The 17,398-nt window shown below is 44.1% G+C and carries 16 protein-coding genes; 11 read left to right on the forward strand and 5 right to left on the reverse strand.

Annotated elements, in window-relative coordinates; translation table 11 throughout:
- The first annotated feature begins 169 nt into the window (after nt 1–169).
- The 10 genes from ACE38W_RS05130 (at nt 170) to ACE38W_RS05175 (ending at nt 12,909) form a co-directional block, all read left to right on the forward strand.
- The gene (locus ACE38W_RS05130; protein WP_375829237.1) at nt 170–574 is read left to right on the forward strand and encodes a DoxX family protein; all 405 of its coding nucleotides are present in this window, start codon (nt 170–172) and stop codon (nt 572–574) included.
- Between the two features lie 24 nt (nt 575–598).
- On the forward strand, nt 599–1,009 hold the full coding sequence (locus ACE38W_RS05135) for an acyl-CoA thioesterase (protein WP_375829239.1): 411 nt from the start codon (nt 599–601) through the stop codon (nt 1,007–1,009).
- 12 nt (nt 1,010–1,021) lie between these two features.
- Nucleotides 1,022–2,290, forward strand: a complete 1,269-nt coding sequence (locus tag ACE38W_RS05140; protein WP_375829240.1) for a CinA family nicotinamide mononucleotide deamidase-related protein — start codon at nt 1,022–1,024, stop codon at nt 2,288–2,290.
- Nucleotides 2,291–2,351: 61 nt separating this feature from the next.
- Entirely contained in the window at nt 2,352–3,680 is a 1,329-nt protein-coding gene (locus tag ACE38W_RS05145; RefSeq protein ID WP_375829241.1) for a dihydrolipoamide acetyltransferase family protein, read from the forward strand.
- 189 nt (nt 3,681–3,869) lie between these two features.
- On the forward strand, nt 3,870–4,439 hold the full coding sequence (locus ACE38W_RS05150) for an RNA polymerase sigma factor (RefSeq protein WP_375829242.1): 570 nt from the start codon (nt 3,870–3,872) through the stop codon (nt 4,437–4,439).
- Nucleotides 4,440–4,502: 63 nt separating this feature from the next.
- Nucleotides 4,503–5,642, forward strand: a complete 1,140-nt coding sequence (locus ACE38W_RS05155) for a FecR domain-containing protein (protein WP_375829244.1) — start codon at nt 4,503–4,505, stop codon at nt 5,640–5,642.
- 282 nt (nt 5,643–5,924) lie between these two features.
- Complete coding sequence (locus ACE38W_RS05160) at nt 5,925–9,299, forward strand: SusC/RagA family TonB-linked outer membrane protein (protein ID WP_375829245.1); 3,375 nt, start codon at nt 5,925–5,927, stop codon at nt 9,297–9,299.
- 17 nt (nt 9,300–9,316) lie between these two features.
- Entirely contained in the window at nt 9,317–10,732 is a 1,416-nt protein-coding gene (locus tag ACE38W_RS05165) for a RagB/SusD family nutrient uptake outer membrane protein (RefSeq protein WP_375829246.1), read from the forward strand.
- 10 nt (nt 10,733–10,742) lie between these two features.
- On the forward strand, nt 10,743–11,474 hold the full coding sequence (locus ACE38W_RS05170; protein WP_375829247.1) for a DUF4843 domain-containing protein: 732 nt from the start codon (nt 10,743–10,745) through the stop codon (nt 11,472–11,474).
- A 19-nt stretch (nt 11,475–11,493) separates the two neighbouring features.
- Nucleotides 11,494–12,909, forward strand: a complete 1,416-nt coding sequence (locus ACE38W_RS05175; protein WP_375829248.1) for a PKD-like family lipoprotein — start codon at nt 11,494–11,496, stop codon at nt 12,907–12,909.
- 334 nt (nt 12,910–13,243) lie between these two features.
- Here the strand turns inward: ACE38W_RS05175 and ACE38W_RS05180 are convergent, their stop codons facing one another.
- Complete coding sequence (locus ACE38W_RS05180) at nt 13,244–13,567, reverse strand: RNA recognition motif domain-containing protein (RefSeq protein WP_375829249.1); 324 nt, start codon at nt 13,565–13,567, stop codon at nt 13,244–13,246.
- 252 nt (nt 13,568–13,819) lie between these two features.
- Here ACE38W_RS05180 and ACE38W_RS05185 point away from each other — a divergent pair, with 252 nt between their 5' ends.
- A complete protein-coding gene (locus ACE38W_RS05185; RefSeq protein ID WP_375829250.1) occupies nt 13,820–14,530 on the forward strand; it encodes a hypothetical protein in 711 nt (236 codons plus the stop codon).
- Nucleotides 14,531–14,629: 99 nt separating this feature from the next.
- Here the strand turns inward: ACE38W_RS05185 and ACE38W_RS05190 are convergent, their stop codons facing one another.
- The 4 genes from ACE38W_RS05190 to ACE38W_RS05205 form a co-directional block, all read right to left on the reverse strand.
- The gene (locus ACE38W_RS05190; RefSeq protein ID WP_375829251.1) at nt 14,630–15,268 is read right to left on the reverse strand and encodes a DUF4230 domain-containing protein; all 639 of its coding nucleotides are present in this window, start codon (nt 15,266–15,268) and stop codon (nt 14,630–14,632) included.
- Nucleotides 15,269–15,370: 102 nt separating this feature from the next.
- Nucleotides 15,371–15,874 carry a cupin domain-containing protein gene (locus ACE38W_RS05195; protein WP_375829252.1) on the reverse strand — a complete coding sequence of 168 codons (504 nt, stop codon included), beginning with the start codon at nt 15,872–15,874 and terminating at the stop codon, nt 15,371–15,373.
- 40 nt (nt 15,875–15,914) lie between these two features.
- Nucleotides 15,915–16,367: a GNAT family N-acetyltransferase gene (locus tag ACE38W_RS05200; RefSeq protein WP_375829253.1), complete on the reverse strand. Its 453-nt coding sequence runs from the start codon at nt 16,365–16,367 to the stop codon at nt 15,915–15,917.
- A gap of 39 nt (nt 16,368–16,406) precedes the next feature.
- On the reverse strand, nt 16,407–17,246 hold the full coding sequence (locus ACE38W_RS05205; RefSeq protein ID WP_375829255.1) for a DUF6597 domain-containing transcriptional factor: 840 nt from the start codon (nt 17,244–17,246) through the stop codon (nt 16,407–16,409).
- Nucleotides 17,247–17,398 lie beyond the last annotated feature (152 nt).

A 17,398-nucleotide genomic window follows, 5' to 3' on the forward strand; every position in this document is an offset into this window, starting at 1 on the left:
CCGGTGCTATGGCTTAATAACGCCTGCCAGAACGGTTGGAAGCAAATATATATGTTATATCTGTTCTTTTTCGCCTGTGTTCTACACAATGTGGATAACTCCGTATAGGCGGCAAGGATGTTATCATTATCTTGGAAAAAGATTTTTATTAGCAAAAACCTTACCTACTATGAGAAAACTGTTTTCTGCCAGCTTTACGAATGGTGCTGTTCACTTTTCTATGCTCATTTTGCGGGTGATTTTCGGGGGATTGATTTTATTGCATGGATGGCCATTACTAATCAATTTTGCGGCTAAACAAAACGCTTTTCCTGATCCTTTACACATCGGACATACTACCTGGCTGGCGCTTACAATTTTCGCAGAAGTAGCCTGTGCTATCTTCATTATCGTAGGATTACTGACCCGGCTGGCAACAGTTCCGCTCATTATTTGCATGGCAGTTAGTATTTTTGTGGTGCATGCACATGAGCCCTTGTTAAGGATAGAGCAGCCAGTAATGTTTCTGGCAGCGTTTACTGTTATCCTCTTCATCGGCCCTGGCAGGGTATCTATAGATAACCTGATAGCATAAATTTATATAAAAACAGATTGGACCATGTTTATCAGTACAACAACGATCCGGGTAAGATATGGAGAAACAGACCAGATGGGCTACCTCTATTATGGAAATTATGGTTTGTATTTTGAAGTAGGCAGGGCAGAAGCCATCCGCGAACTGGGCTTTACCTACCGTGAGCTGGAAGAACAAGGCGTGATGATGCCTGTAGCTGAGTTGAATATAAAATATTTCAGGCCCGCTTATTATGATAATCTCATAACGGTAAAGACTATATTAAAAGAGCTTCCTAAGAGTTCAAAAATCCAGTTCCATAGCGAATTGTATAATGAAAAAGGGGAGTTGCTGAATGTGGGTGTTACAACCTTAGTGTTTGTAGATGCTGTTACCAAACAAAAATCCGGGCTGCCACAGGCACTTAAAGAACGGCTGGAACCATTTTTTCAATAAAATCCCAAGCAAGTGAATAAGATAACTGTCAGTATCGTTACCATTGGCGATGAACTGCTGATCGGACAAACCATCGATACCAATTCGGCCTGGATGGCCCAGCAACTGAATGCCATGGGCATTTGGGTACATCGTCGTGTAGCCATTGGAGATATCCGGGAAGATATCCTGGATGTACTGGCTGCTGAAGCTGCCCTCTCCGATATTGTGCTAATGACCGGTGGCCTCGGCCCCACAGCTGATGATATCACCAAACCCACGCTCTGCGAATATTTCAATACCCGTCTGGTACAGGACCGCGAAACGCTGCAACGGGTACTGTATATGTTCGAAAGCCGCGGCCTGCCTATCCTCCAGCGAAATGTAGATCAGTCGCTGGTGCCGGAAGCCGCCACCGTAATACCTAACTTACGTGGCACCGCTCCAGGCATGTGGTTCGAGAAAGACGAAAAAATATATGTGTCCATGCCGGGCGTACCACATGAAATGAAAGGCATTATGGAGGATTATGTGCTTCCCCGCCTGGAGTCTCATTTCCGTACGCCTGCAGTAGTACACCATACCCTGATCACTTCAGGCATGGGAGAGTCTTTCGTTGCGGAAAGACTGGTAGATTTTGAAGCCAAACTACCACCACATATCAAACTGGCTTACCTTCCCAGCTATAGCCTGCTCAAATTGCGCCTCACCGCCCTGGGCAAAGACAAACTCAGTACCGCCACTGAGCTGGCCCTCTATTTCACTGAACTGAAAGAACGCCTCACTGATATCGCTGTCACCGACTCGGATGTGAGCATGGGTGAAGTATTAGGACAGCTGCTCCTGCAACGGAACAAGACGATTGGCACTGCAGAAAGCTGCACCGGCGGATTAATAAGTAGCTGGATTACAGCCATTTCTGGTAGTTCTGCCTATTTTAAAGGCAGTACAGTGACATATTCCAATGAAATGAAAATGAAGCTTTTAGGCGTCAAGCCAGCTACATTACAGGCCTATGGAGCTGTCAGTGAAGAAACAGTAAGAGAAATGCTGGCCGGCGCACTCGACGTGCTGGAGGTAGACTATGCAATCGCCATTTCTGGTATCATGGGCCCTACCGGCGGCACAGAAGAAAAGCCCGTGGGCACCGTATGGATAGCCGTTGGCAGCAAGGAAAAAAGCGTCACCGTAAAATATCACCTGCGCTACGACAGGGAAAGAAATACACAGATGGCAGCCGTTTATGCGATGAACGAATTAAGGAAGCTCATTCTGGAGCTGGAACCGGAAGGTCTGAATTAATACAATTCCCTTATTTTTGTCCCGCACTAATTAAGCTAACATCAAAGCTAAAATCAATCTTATGGCTATTGTAGAATTGGTAATGCCGAAAATGGGGGAGAGCATCATGGAAGCTACTATCCTGCGCTGGCATAAAAAGCCGGGCGACCACGTTAAAGTGGACGAAACCGTGCTGGAAATTGCCACCGACAAGGTAGACAGTGAAGTTCCTTCTATTGCAGAAGGAGAAATCACTGAACTGCTATTCCAGGAAAATGATGTTGTCCCTGTAGGTACTGTCATTGCACGCATTAACACCAATGCCGACGCCGCTGCAGTCGTAACTCCTGCATCCCCTGTAACTACTGAACCGAAATTTACAGCTGCCGCAGCTCCTGCTGTAGCTACCCAGCATGAATCTGCAGCTCCGGTTACTTCCGGCAGCGGTACCCGCTTTTATTCACCACTGGTGCTTAATATCGCCCAGCAGGAAGGTGTAAGCCTGGCAGAACTGGAAAAAATTCAAGGATCCGGTACAGATGGTCGCGTCACCAAAAAAGACATCCTCCAATACATTGCCGACCTCAAAGAAGGTAAAGTAGTGGCTAATGTTGTCACCAACGCTACACAAGGCGCCGCAGCCGCTGCTGCAGCCCCACGTACAGCCGTTGCCACCACCGTTGCTTCTCCTACCTATAGCGGCAACGTGGAAATCATCGAAATGGACCGCATGCGTAAACTGATCGCCAACCACATGGTGATGAGCAAACAAGTAAGTCCACACGTAACCAGCTTCGCAGAAGCTGATGTTACCAACATGGTGAAATGGCGTGATCGCATGAAAGGCGAATTCGAAAAGAGAGAAGGAGAGAAATTAACTTTCACTCCACTGTTTATCGAAGCTATCGTGAAATGTATCAAACGATTCCCGCTGATCAACTGCTCCCTCGATGGTGATAAAATCATTATCAAAAAAGACATCAACGTAGGCATGGCCACCGCTTTACCTAGCGGTAACCTGATCGTTCCTGTTATTAAAAGTGCAGACCAGCTCAATCTGGTAGGCATCACCAAACAGGTAAACAGCCTGGCTAATGCTGCTCGTAACAATAAGCTGAAACCAGAAGATACACAGAGTGGTACCTTCACCCTCACCAACGTAGGTACTTTCGGTAGTTTGATGGGAACACCTATCATTAACCAACCACAAGTGGCTATCCTGGCAGTAGGCGCTATCAAAAAACGTCCTGTTGTTATCGAAACAGAACAAGGTGATTCTATCGCCATCAGACATATGATGTACCTGTCTATGTCTTACGATCACAGAATCGTAGATGGTTCTCTCGGTGCTACCTTCCTAACGGCAGTAGCACAGGAATTGGAAAACTTCGATCCTAAACGCGGAATTTAATAGCTACGTTTATTGGAAAAATATAATCCCGGCAGCAAATAATGCTGCCGGGATTTTTTTTGCCACATGCTCTTAAAAAAAAGTGTACAACAAACATCTTATCTCTCTAGCTATCTCTCTACAGAAAAATAACAGCAAATGTTAATACTATAATTATAAAATTCTGCCTTAAACAGCTATATTCACGGCATGGACAATGAAGTTGGACTGCTTCGCCAGTTAGCGGAGGGGGATAGAAGCGCCTATACCAGTTTATATTACCATTATCAACCAAAGTTATATCGCTACCTATTGCCGTTTACTGCAGATATCCATTTAATTGAGGAGATTACCCAGGATATATTTGTAAAGGTCTGGCTTAAAAGAGAAACTTTCGTTGGAATGGAGCGGTTTGAATACTACCTCTATCGTATGGGCCGCAACCGACTGCTGGACATCTTCCGCCAGCAGCAGAAACAGCTATTGCCTGGAGAGATCCCCGAAAGTGCCATCCACCCTGAATTAGAACAACAGTATCGGGAATATAACAACCTTGTACAGGAAGCCATCCGCAAAATGCCGGAAAGAAGAAGGGTCATTTTTGAACTAAGTACCCAACGTGATATGTCCTGGGCTGAAATTGCCGAAAACCAAAATGTTTCTGTAGCAGTAGTGAAAAAACAGCTGCATCTGGCTAGTAGCTTCATTCGCAGCTATATTCGGCAGTATGGCGACATCAATATTACCCTGATCATTTTACTGTGTATTATTTTTTCTTAAAAAATATTTTTTGACAACCGTCCCCTTTCATTTATCCCAAACGTTTTTATACTATAGCACGCTATGAACTATCGTCCAATATTGGAAAGAATCGCAGCCGGACAACATACTCCGGAGGATGTTGCCACATTACAGCAGTGGCTGCAGCAACAACCTGCGGAAAAGTATCATGCCATCATGCTGGAATATGAATCCATCATGGTGCAATCCAATAGCGGTGCTGCTGACGAAGCGCTATTCAAACGTATCAATCAGCAGATAGATTCACAGTCCAGCATCCGAACCATTTCCTGGTGGAAATATGCTGCAGCGGCCTGTTTAGCAGCCGTCATAGCTGCTGGTGCGTGGTGGTTATATCCTCGTCAGGCTATAACGAAGCAGGTGGCTATTCTGCCAGGGAAAGACAAAGCCACATTGCAACTGGCGGGTGGCCGGCTCATGGAACTGGATACCATGGCTACTGGTAGCCAATGGTCGAGTAGAGGCTTGGCGGTAGCAAAAGCCGATAGTGGCCTGGTTAAAATTGAAAATGCGGGAAATGTTGATGCCAATAGTAGTTACAGTGAGCTCAGAACTCCCCGTGGCGGCCAATTTGCGATGATATTACCAGATGGCTCACGGGTATGGCTAAACGCAGCATCCAGGTTACGGTTTACAAGTAATTTTATTAAAGAGAGAAAAATAATACTGGAAGGTGAAGCCTGTTTTGATGTAGCACAACACGCCAATCTACCGTTTAAAGTGGAAGCAGGCGGCCAGGATATTGCAGTTTTGGGTACAAGCTTTAATATCTCCGCATATCCTGACGAAAATAAAATCAGCACAACACTGCTCACAGGTGCAGTGAAAGTACAACATCAGCAGCAATCCGTGGTACTGCAACCCGGACAACAGGCAGCAGGCGCAGACAATGAATTAATGACTATTTCCAATGTAAATACAGATAATGTAATCGCCTGGAAGAAAGGCTGGTTTGTGTTTGAAGACAATGATATAAAAATGATTATGCGCCAGATATCCCGTTGGTATGACGTGGATGTCGTTTATGAGGAAGATTTGACGGGTATAACCTTAACGGGAGCCATTCAAAGAAAGCAACACATTGAAGACTTATTATACGTCCTGGAAGCAGCCGGGAAGGCTCGCTTCACGATCAGAGACCAGAAAATTTATGTCAGCAAAAAATTATCAACCAGAAAGTAAGAGAAAAAAAGACTGATTATCAAAAACCAACAGTAACACAATAGCTTATCGCTCTGTCACCATTTACCACCATTATTAATGGAGATGATATTGCTATGCCTTTAAATGAACAAAACCGGAAGTGTTCCAGCACTTCCGGCGATTGTTCAGGCACTTACATTAACACTAGCATCCGTCAAAATGCTGAATTAACTACCTAAACAGTACGAAAGTATGAAAGAAATGCTATGCAAGCAAGTCAGGCGTCCGGCCTGGTTGCCATCAACCAAAATGTTGTTGATTATGAAACTAACAGCGGTTTTAATGTTAGCCGCTCTGCTACAGGTAAGTGCTGCCAGCTATTCTCAATCAGTTACACTTACCGGCCATAGGCTGACATTGAAAAAAGTTTTTGAATCTATCCGCCAGCAAACTGGATTTGAGTTCGTTTATGACCCTCAATTAATTAAAGCTGCCGGTACTGTAGATCTCAAACTGGATGAAGTAAAGCTGAAAGAAGCACTGGATGCTTGCTTCTCTGATTTACCACTGACGTATGAAGTCAGTTACAATACTATTATTGTAAGAGAAAGGCCACCCGCGGGTGTTATAGATAATGGTGCCAGCCTCCGAAATGCTGGTATAGCAGAGGAAATTCGTATCAACGGTGCTGTCCTGGATAAAAGCACCGGCTTACCACTCGCAGGTGTTTCCATCGCAGTAATGGGAACTTCTCTGGGTACTTCCAGTGATGTCAGTGGTGAATATACGCTGACGATTCCTTCTGGAAAAGCCAAGCTGGTAGCGAAACTTATCGGTTATGAAGTAACCACCGTAACGGTGACGCATAGTGGTAAATATGATATTCAACTGTCGCCAAAACCGATTCAACTGGAAGGTGCCATGGTATCTACAGGTATGTTCAAACGTCCTAAAGAAAACTTCACCGGGGTAGCCACTACCATCAAAGGGGATGATCTCAGGAAAATGAATATGACAAACGTTTTTAGTGCTATCAGAATGTTTGATGCCGCTGTACGTCTGCCTGAAAACCTTGCCAATGGTAGCAATCCTAATAAGCTCCCAGAGATTAACCTCCGGGGCGTGAACAACTTCCCGGTGCAGGGAACTACCGGTGCTACTATGTCTGGTGCGGATTTCAAGGCAACATACAGCACCAACCCCAGCCAGCCTTTACTGATACTGGATGGTTTTGAGGTGAGCTTGCAACGTATATACGATCTCGATATCAACAGAATCGCCTCTATCTCCATATTGAAAGATGCGGCAGCTACTGCCATGTATGGTTCCAGGGCTGCAAATGGTGTAATCGTGGTGGAAACGAAACAGCCATTGCCTGGTAAAACACGCCTGTCTTACAGTGGTACAGCATTCCTCGAAGCGCCTGACTTATCTGTATATCATCTGCTCAACGCAAAAGATAAACTGGCAGTAGAAGAACTCACTGGGCAGTTTAATAGTAACCGTGAGTCAGATTACTACAACCTGCAAGGCATCCTTTCTATGCGCAAAGAGGCAGTAGCAAAAGGAGTAAATACCTACTGGCTGTCCAAACCTTTACGCAGCGCCTTCGGACAATCACACTCGCTCTACCTCGAAGGTGGCGATGATTATATCCGTTACGGTATCAATGGTTCTTTCAGTGATAATGCTGGTGTAATGAAAAATTCAGGTAGAAAAAACTATCGCCTGGAAATGAACCTCAGCTATAACAAGAAAAACCTGATCGTTAAAAACGTATTGTCCATCGCTTATAACAAGGCCGTGAATTCCAACTATGGCACCTTCTCGGACTATACCAAGCAAAACCAGTACTGGACACCATATGATAGTACCGGCCATTTAAAACGTTTCCTGGAACAATACATCTCTACCGATGGCATTGCACTTACCAACTTTGCCAACCCATTGTATGACGCCAGTTTACATACCGTTAATAATTCAGAATATTCCAACTTCAACGAGCAGTTGTATATCGATTGGAGATTAGATAAAAGCCTGCATTTATTAGCCAATGCAAATATTATGCGTCAGGGAGATGAGTCCAATCTGTTTCTGCCGGCAACGCATAGTTCTTTTAACGGCCAGATAGATCCTACGCTGAAAGGTAGCTATACAAAAGACAATTCTAAATTTACCACTTTCCAGGGAGCTGTATCATTGGATTACAGTAAGCTGATAGGAAGAAGCATGCTGTTTGCCACTGCGCGTGTAAGCGGCGCGCAAACAAGCAGTGATGACGCTAGTTACGTAGTAACAGGTTTTCCATCTGAAAGACTGGACCAGCTGCAGTTTGGTAACGGCTTTGCGCCAAATACCAAACCTGGAGGTACTGCCAATATTACCCGGTTGATCTCTGCAGGTGCTTCTTTCAACTATACCTATGATGGAAAATATTCTGCTGATCTCTCCTATAGCCTGGATGGCTCCAGCCAGTTTGGTGCTGATAAAAGAGTAGCACCATTCTGGAGCGTGGGCGCGGCCTGGAATATCAAAAAAGAATCATTGCTCAAGGACCTTAAATGGGTGAACGCCCTGAGAGCTGGTCTTACCTATGGTTCTACCGGTAGTGTGAACTTCCCGCCAAACCTGGGTATCACTACCTATAAATATAATACCACTCAAAGCTACCAGGGTATGGTAGGTGCTACACTGATGGGCTATGGAAACCCTAACATCAGCTGGCAGCAAACGCTGAAAACAAACTATCATATCAACGGTGCTTTCTTCAATAACTATTTCATCTTTGATTTCAACTACTACAAAGAAAATACAGAAAGCCTTATCCTGGACGTAAATACAGCTCCTTCCACTGGTGTGAGCAGCTATAAGGAAAACGTTGGTGCGTTGCGTAATACTGGTCTGGACTTCAGCGTAACAGGCTTCGCATTTCGTGATGATAAGAAAAATACTTATTTGAGTGTCATGGTAAACGGACTGCATAACCGCTCTATTATTTCTCACATCTCCAATTCCCTCAAAGCACTGAATGATAAGAATGATAAGAACGACCAGAAGCAACCACAGAGCAGGTTCGTTGAGGGACATAGTCCTACCGCTATCTGGGCAGTCCGCTCCAATGGCATCGATCCTGCTTCCGGTAAGGAAGTATTCATCAAGCAGGATGGAACACTTACGTACACGTGGAGTCCTAAAGACAAGGTAATTGTTGGTGATGGCTTTGCAGATCTCTCTGGTAATATCATGGCCAACTTCACAATTAAAGGTTTCTCTGTAATACTGGGTTTCAACTACCAGCTGAATCAGCAGATGTATAACTCTACCCTGGCAACAAGAATAGAGAATGCTGACTTGCGCTATCAGTTGGATGAGAGAGTATTGAATGGCAGATGGAAAAAACCTGGTGACGTTACAATGTTCCGTGGCCTTGTTTCTGAGAATGGTTTCTCCTTTGGTTCTAACGAAGCGACTTTCGCTACCAGCCGTTTCGTGCAAAATAACTCTTACCTGAATTTCGCGACTGCTACCCTCGGATACACCATTCCGGAAGGTATTTCACAGCGTTGGAAGATGAGCAACGTTCGACTGGCATTGACAGGTAATGAGCTTACACGTTGGTCTTCCATTACAATAGAAAGAGGATTGGATTATCCGTTCGCACGTAATTTTTCCTTCAATATATCTGCCTCCTTCTAACCTTTAAAAAGAAATTTATGAAACGTAATAATCTCGTATTCCTCTTTTTATCTCTGGTTGTAATCACAGGCAGCAGCTGTAAAAAATGGCTGGACGTAAGTCCTAAAACACAGGTCAGGGAATCTGAAATGCTCAGTAGTTCACAGGGGTACAAAGATGCGCTCACAGGTGTATACCTGGCTATGGGTAGCAGTAATTTGTATGGCTGGAAACTGACCATGGGCCCTGTTGACCTGCTAGGACAACGTTATACCACCGTGGCTTCCTCTACAGCAGTAGAGTATATGTTTCAGACATACAACTTCACAGATCCTAATGTGATTAATAGTATGGCTTCTGTTTGGTCAGAGATGTATGGTGCTATTGGTAACGTAAATAATATCCTCACCAATATAGATGCTTCAAAAGGATTGTTTAATGGAAACAGTTATAACCAGGTGAAGGGAGAAGCGCTTGCGCTGCGCGCTTTGATGCACTTCGATCTGCTGCGTTTGTTCGGCTCTTCTCCTGCGGTAGATCAATCCAAACTGGCGATCCCGTATGTGAAGCAGTTTAAGGTACAAGCTACTGATATGAGCAGCATCAAACAGGTGCTGGACCTCTGCCTGGCAGACCTTACAGACGCTGCTGCCTTATTGGCTGCGGATAAAACTATTCGCGAAGATGTGGCCGATGATCAGTTCCAGACTTATACCCGCAATCACCTGAACTACTGGGCTTGTAAAGGACTGGAAGCACGTATACGACTATACGCAGGTGATAAGGTTGGCGCTTTGGCCGCAGCACAGGAAGTAATCAATAACACCAGTTTATTTCCATGGGTAATCCCGGCAAATGCTACCACTACATATGATAGAGACAGGATTTTTGCCAGAGAGCTGTTGTTTGCATTGTATGATTATGATCTGAAAACAACCAACGATTCCTATTTCAAATCTGCTAACGTGAGTAGTACACCAACTTACAGTATTACCACAAAAGCATTGGGTACACTGTTCGAAACCAGTGCTGGCGGTAGTTCTGATCTGCGTTACCTGAATCAGTTTGCACCAGTGGTTACCACCAATTGTACGGCGCGTTATTACCAGGATAATATGGTGAGCAATTATATGAAGAACCAGATTCCTATCATCCGGTTAAGCGAAGTATACTATATCGCTGCCGAGTGTTCGGGAGTGCCTGCAGGCGTTGATTACCTCAATGCCGTAAGAACGCACAGAGGATTGACCGCATTGCCAGCTAATATCTCTGCGATCAATTTTACCACTGAAATCACCAAGGAGTATAAGAAGGAGTTTTATGCAGAAGGACAGTTATTCTACTACTTCAAGCGACTCAATGCCGCTAAGGTGGATGGTAGTACTGTTGCGATGAGTGATGCCCGCTATACCTTCCCGCTGCCTGCAGATGAAGTTCAATATGGTAACCATTAATGATTCAATCATGAAAAAAAATCTTCTTTATATAACATTTTTGGGACTGTTGGTGTCTTTCGCTGCCTGTAAGAAAAGTGAATTGCAGACATATACAGATACTCCCAGGATTTATTTCTACCGGCAGATGGGTGGTATCAACTTCGATAGTATTACCTATTCTTTTGCAGTGAGGCCGGATTCGCTAATACAGGATACTGTATGGGTGCCTATGCGTATTATGGGATTGTCCACCACACAAGACAGGACTGCAAAAATCGATGTAATGGCTGATAGTACCAATGCCCTCGCGCCTGACGATTATGAGCTGCTACCTACCAAAGTAGCCGCCAACAGCTATACCACCAAATTGGGGATTGTCGTACATCGTTCTTCCAACGTAAAAAAGAATGAAGTACGTATTAAGCTGGCAGTAGGCACCAATACTGATTTTGCACCAGGCGTTGCCAATTCTTACCCTGGTGGAAGTACTGGTGGTGGTACTGCTTTCTTTCTTGTTAAAATCAATAATAAAGTAACCAAGCCTGCCAACTGGGACAACTTGCTGGTTTATTTCTTCGGTACTTACAGTGATGTAAAATATCGCTTTGTAATCCAGGTGACTGGTGTATACGATTTTCCTACCACGCTGCCTTATGGAATTTTTGGGGTATACCAGAGTATGTGCCAGACGGCTTTGGACGAATATGAGCAGAAAAATGGCCCTATGCTCGATGAAAATGGCAAGCAGATAACCTTTTAATGACCATCAATTCTGAATTATGCAAGTAAGAAATATATTGCTGGCATTAACAGGCGCTCTGTTATTCGCCAGCTGTCTGAAAGACAAAAGCAACAATGACATACATCCCGTTAACGAGGCCACAACTGATATAAACGGCCAGAGTATTACGGTGTACCAATTCGATACATTACGTGTAGCCAGTAATCTTAAACTCAATGGTGTGAGTGCTGGCGCTGTCAAGTATTCCTGGGTCTTATACCCTTATGGGACCTCGTTAGATAAGTATGTGCTGGATTCTACAGTTGATCTGAAAAAGATGATTTCTGTGCAGGCAGGCACTTATTACCTGGATATGTATGCAAAAGATACTACCACCGGTATCATTACCAGGGCTAAATTGAATGTAAAGGTGGTCAGTCCATTCAATGAAGGTTGGCTCGTATTGGAGAAAGGTGCTGCATCTTCAGATATTTCGCTGATTGATACCAGGGATTCTGCCTTTCATAACATCTATTCAAAAGCGAATCCGTTAGTGCCTTTGTCGCCAAGTATGCAGAATATCTCTGTGTTTAAACGAGGCGCTACCCAGTACATTTATGCCTTGGCAAAGGATGGTGGTACCCAGATCAATTCTTCTTCCTTTTTAGCGAATGGATCGATGAGCGATTGGTTTTTTGTGATGCCGGCAAAGGATCGCAACTGCCAGGTGTATATGGCTAATTCAATGAATGAGTCAATGATCGTTAGTGGAAAGCCATACCAGTTAAGTTTGATGGTGCCTGCACCTTATAAGCTTGGCCTGGCGCCACAAAACAATGATTTTTATATGTTGCCTTACGATCTGTCTTCTATGATGATGGGCGCCATTTATTACGATTCTATCCATCAGCACTTCAATGTGATGGATATGTATTCACCGGAGCTGAGCGTGCTTCCTCCGCCGGATAATGGTGCTGCATTTGACTTTAATAATGTCAACAAGCGTTTATTATGGGCAGATAAACAGCCAACTGAGATTGCATATTGCCTGTTTGCCAATAATAATGATGATTCCCTATTTGTATATAGGTTCCAGTCTTACGGCCCGTATTCCACTGCGCTGGACGTAATGAATGTCATCAATGCACCGGGATTGAGCAGCGCTTCCGCTTACAAGGTTTCAGCTGCGTTACCGCATATTTACTACGCAAAGGACAACATCTTGTACCTGCATGATGTGCCTGCGGGTAAGTCAAGGCAGGTCTTTGCTTTTCCTGCGGGTACTACGGTGGCAGCTATAAATATGTATGGGAAGAATACTGGCAGGTTGGTAGTTGGTGTTAATGATGCTGGTGGTGGGTCGGTGTATCTCTTTGATATTGCTTCTACCGGTGATTTCATGGGTGCTACTTACAGTAAGGTATTGAAAGGCTTTGGGACGATTAAGAACCTGATTTACAAACCGGCTCCATAAGGTATTATTTTGTGAAACCCTGGATGAAACCATGTTTGTTTTATGGTTGATAAAGCAGAAGGGCGCTGTAATCATGCAGCGCCCTTCTGTCGGCAAAAAATGCGATGATTGCCTTTAGAAATCACTTAAAATGCAGGTTTTAGGTAGATTTTAGCCATTTTTTGGAACGATGGCAAGGGTAAGCTAGTCAAAAGGTTTATTTGTCGGACCAGGAGTTTCGCTATCAACTTATTAAGAAGATGGCATTAAAAAAGAGGCCGTTTCTACAAAGTAGAAACGGCCTCTTTTTTAAATTTTTTAACAGCTTTACCCGAATGTATATCGGAAAGTGTGATTAGTAACGACGATCGCGGCCACCGCCACCGTATCCACCGCCACCGCGGTTGTTACCACCACCTCTGAAATTATTATTCGGTTGTTTTGGTCTAGCTTCGTTTACCATTAACTGTTTGCCTTCTATTTCGGTTCCATTCAAACTATCCATAGCCTTAGCGCCTTCTTCTTGATTAGGCATTTCCACGAAACCGAAACCGCGTGAACGACCTGTTTCATGGTCTTTGATAACCTTAGCGGAGGTAACCTCTCCAAATTCTCTGAAAATCTGATGAAGATCTTCATCGTTCAACCTGTAGTGCAGGTTGGCTACGTAAATGTTCATGATAACTGAAATTAAAAAAATGAAAAATAATGTACTGAAGTTAGGAAAATTAGTCTAATAAAAAAGTTACTCCAGAAAAATATTTGAATTTTCTTGATGTTTTACCCGGTTTTGACTATTCAAATCCCCTGCCAGCAACATTTTGAGGCACTTAAAAATATTATTGTAAAAGCATGTTATAATTGGGATTTGTATAGAGAATCACAGAAATTCTTCGTAATTTAATAGTAGAATCCATTAAATTTATTTGTTATGGGAGCCTTAAGTGAAACATGGTTTGCGGACGGCTACATTGACTTTGAGCTAAAAAAATACACGTTACTCGCATACCTACAGGACATAAACCGGTATTTTGATCAGCGGAAACTATATCCTCAGCTCGCGGATATCATCTTCCATTACAACAATCTGATTGCCTTCCGGGAAAACAAACAGTTTCTCCAGCAGCAGTTTCCAAAGCGTCTCAGCGCCATCAATCTTGAAAAGTTGCAGCTGATCTTTGAACAGATCATCGCTGACGATGACCTTATGCAGGAACTGGAAAGCATCATCGATTATGCCTTGGGCCAGATGAATGACACCATTAAGGAAGGAACGGAACTATATGAGTTCGTGGAAGATAAACTGAGGATAGCGCCCGTAGGCCTGGTACCGCTGGAAACCGGCGAAGGTTATATGTTCCTCTGCGATGGTACCTATCGCGATATTCTGGTTTACAACTATCGCCTCACCATTTTCGAAAGGCATGACGAAAAGTTCCGCGGTATCCACATGACTTACCTGGATACCTACCAAAAAGATATATTACATACCTGCGAATATGTGAAAACATTGCTATTACGCCGTTTTACGGATCTTCCGAATCCTGCGGTTTATAGCGTTGAAACCAGGTTGGTAATGCCGATCAATGAAACATTGTTGCCTATTGCTAAGCGAAGCTTAGTGAAATTCATAGCTGCTTAGTATTGTTTGCAGGCGAATTTAGGCAACTGCAGATCTCATAAACAAAGATCGCGATACCAATGGCATCGCGATCTTTGTTTGGGCTAAAGCGCAAAAATATTAATCAAGCTTGATCTGCATATTATTCACTATCCGTATAGAGTCGCCGGCAAAGCGCACCTCCAGGATATGGTCCTTCAGGAAAGGAGTGTAGTACTCTTTCATAATCCCTATGATCTTCGCTTTGGAACGCTCAATATAGGCAGGACTGTTCTCCATCTGCGCCCGTGTTTCCACGTACAGCTTCTTTTGAACATCCGTATAGGTTTCATCATCCTGGAAGAGGAAAAGGCCTTTGCGGTTGGCGGTTTCCATCTTATCGATCTTCAGCTCATAACTTAATAGTTTTGGAGATGGCAGGTCGATAATGATCTTCTTCTGTTCTATGTTTACCTTGAAGTTGTGTTCATCTATATCCACGCCATATTTGGCTTCGTAGGGAATGGTTACCCAGATGGTATTTTCCAGAAAAGTTTTCTTCAGATTGTCCGTCCAGTCGCTGCCACCATCGGTAAGGTTGCTGCGCTTGATGCTGGCAGAGCCTTGCACATCCAGGCTGCTGAGTTCTGCGATCTCCTTCACAATGGTGCTATTGGAGATCACCTGCTGGCTAACGTTTTTGCTACCAAAGAAGCGCCCTATCCAGAAAATCAAAACCGCCAACAGTACCAATATGACTGTATATATAATTTTCTTCATACTGTAATTTAATAAAATTGCGGATTATGGTCACGTATATGCCTTACCGTTATCAATAACATAACGGCAATGGAACGATGAAAGGCATCTTGAAAGTGCTGATTATTTGGTCAGTTCGTCAATAAGCTGCGCATGCTGGGGATAGGCGGCCTGTAAGGGGGCTTTTTCTGCAAGCTCAAAGTCGGCGAAGTCGAATCCTGGGGCAACAGTACATCCGGTTAAGGCATAGCCGCCCGGAATTTCCGTACGCGATGCAAACCAGTTACCTGCGGTAATAATCACCTGTAACTGCTCGCCCTTATCGATATCACGGCCTAGCTTATGTGTTATCAGATGGCCGCCTGGCTCAATTTCATATATGGTGAGCGTCTGCCCATCATAAAAATGCCAGATCTCATCTGCGGCTATACGATGAAACGCCGAGAACTCCCCATATTCCAATAGGAAATAAATACAGGTGGAAGCATTACGGTTACCTTTGACACCAGCAGGCAGGGTACTCATGTCCAGCATCCACTCAGAACGATAGGTTTCACGAAACGCACCGCCCTCTACATGGGACTGTAATTGTAGTTTCTCCCGCCACCAGTTTGCTGAATATTGCATAGGGTCTTCAGTTATTACCTGAAGATAGCGAAATTGATATTTATTCTGCTGATTTTTTCGCGTAAGGATCCGTCATGGCTAAGGTCATGATCTTACCAGGATCGGGCATAGGCGTAAACCCAAACTGGCTATAGAGTCCGTGGGCATCGGAAGTTACCAGCAGCCAACGGCGTAAGCCCTGTAATTCAGGATGTTCCAGCATGGCTTTCATCAGCATCTTCGATAGCCCGCGGCCACGCCACTCTTTCAATACGAATACGTCCATCAGGTAGGCAAAGGTAGCCTTGTCGGTAGTCAGGCGGCCAAAACCCACCAGGGCATCGCCATGATATATGCCAAAACACATGGAGCCTGCAATGGCACGTTCCACAATGTCTCTAGGTATATCCTTTGCCCAATATGATTCTTTACTGAGCCAGTTGTGAATAACGTCGATGTCTAAACGATCTTTATCCGTAGAAATCAAAAATTCTCCTTCCTGATAAACTGTCATACCGAATTATTTTAGATTCCTAAGATAAACATCTCCACCCTAACTGGCAACCGCTACCTGTAATCGGTTACCCGTATGCATCGGTGCAATAGTGGTAGATACAGGTTCAAAATAGTCAGGCATCTCCCCATTAAATAACAGATAGTCTTTTACAAACATGGCCTGATTATATAAAGTATTCCGGCTCATAGCTGCCTGCCACTGCGGCAAACTAACCTGTTGCAGGGAACGAAGCGCTGTTTTGAAACGTACCATACGGATATATAACTGCGGCGGAATGCCGGTAACGGCAGTGAATACACGCTCCATAGTAGGGCGGGAGAGATGGAAAATATGCGCCAGCTCGGAAATGGTCACATTTCCTTTACGTGCCACCAGATAATCCGTCATTTCATCTACCTGACGCAGTGAACGGGCACCTGTTTGCAGGCAATTATTATAGGCTGCATTTAATATTGGAATTATACCATCTGGTTGTGAAATGCTGGCTAATTTAGTTGCCAGCTGCGTCCAACGGTTATTGTCGCAAGACTCTAAATTACGATAGTAGTTGACAAAGGCTGGCATGTCCAGTCCTACGAGTTTGTAACAGCCATAAGTATTCAGCTGTACGATCACCATTTTAACAGGGCCTTTTACCTGCAGCTGACAGGCACAGGTAAACTGGCCTATTACTGCATTGGACGATAACGTATAGGCAGGATGGTTAGCAGGCTTCACCGTGGCTTCTCCCTGTTGAATAAATACCATATACTGATCTCCCAGACAAAATAAACTCTGTGGTAACTGGATCAGTCCTCTGGTGTTATCTTCCCAATAATAATACTGTTTTACATATGGACGCAAAGCGTCTTCCGGCTGGAAAATATGGAAGTTCATAGGCACAATATTGCTTAGGTTAATAGGATACTTTTCTCGCGCATAGGGCCATCATACCGGTTATGATGGTGTTGTAAATATATGTTAATTTTTAATATAAATTACTTTTTTGTTTCAGATAAAAAAAACGGCCCACCAGCTAAGCTGGCAGA

It is taken from the genome of Chitinophaga sp. Hz27, assembly GCF_042263525.1.
Lineage (GTDB): Bacteria > Bacteroidota > Bacteroidia > Chitinophagales > Chitinophagaceae > Chitinophaga.

Coding starts and splice junctions, on each gene's coding strand:
- ACE38W_RS05130 (WP_375829237.1), top strand. CDS start 170: ATGAGAAAACTGTTTTCTGCCAGCTTTACGAATGGTGCTGTTCACTTT.
- ACE38W_RS05135 (WP_375829239.1), top strand. CDS start 599: ATGTTTATCAGTACAACAACGATCCGGGTAAGATATGGAGAAACAGAC.
- ACE38W_RS05145 (WP_375829241.1), top strand. CDS start 2,352: ATGGCTATTGTAGAATTGGTAATGCCGAAAATGGGGGAGAGCATCATG.
- ACE38W_RS05150 (WP_375829242.1), top strand. CDS start 3,870: ATGGACAATGAAGTTGGACTGCTTCGCCAGTTAGCGGAGGGGGATAGA.
- ACE38W_RS05155 (WP_375829244.1), top strand. CDS start 4,503: ATGAACTATCGTCCAATATTGGAAAGAATCGCAGCCGGACAACATACT.
- ACE38W_RS05160 (WP_375829245.1), top strand. CDS start 5,925: ATGAAACTAACAGCGGTTTTAATGTTAGCCGCTCTGCTACAGGTAAGT.
- ACE38W_RS05165 (WP_375829246.1), top strand. CDS start 9,317: ATGAAACGTAATAATCTCGTATTCCTCTTTTTATCTCTGGTTGTAATC.
- ACE38W_RS05170 (WP_375829247.1), top strand. CDS start 10,743: ATGAAAAAAAATCTTCTTTATATAACATTTTTGGGACTGTTGGTGTCT.
- ACE38W_RS05175 (WP_375829248.1), top strand. CDS start 11,494: ATGCAAGTAAGAAATATATTGCTGGCATTAACAGGCGCTCTGTTATTC.
- ACE38W_RS05180 (WP_375829249.1), bottom strand. CDS start 13,567: ATGAACATTTACGTAGCCAACCTGCACTACAGGTTGAACGATGAAGAT.
- ACE38W_RS05185 (WP_375829250.1), top strand. CDS start 13,820: ATGGGAGCCTTAAGTGAAACATGGTTTGCGGACGGCTACATTGACTTT.
- ACE38W_RS05190 (WP_375829251.1), bottom strand. CDS start 15,268: ATGAAGAAAATTATATATACAGTCATATTGGTACTGTTGGCGGTTTTG.
- ACE38W_RS05195 (WP_375829252.1), bottom strand. CDS start 15,874: ATGCAATATTCAGCAAACTGGTGGCGGGAGAAACTACAATTACAGTCC.
- ACE38W_RS05200 (WP_375829253.1), bottom strand. CDS start 16,367: ATGACAGTTTATCAGGAAGGAGAATTTTTGATTTCTACGGATAAAGAT.
- ACE38W_RS05205 (WP_375829255.1), bottom strand. CDS start 17,246: ATGAACTTCCATATTTTCCAGCCGGAAGACGCTTTGCGTCCATATGTA.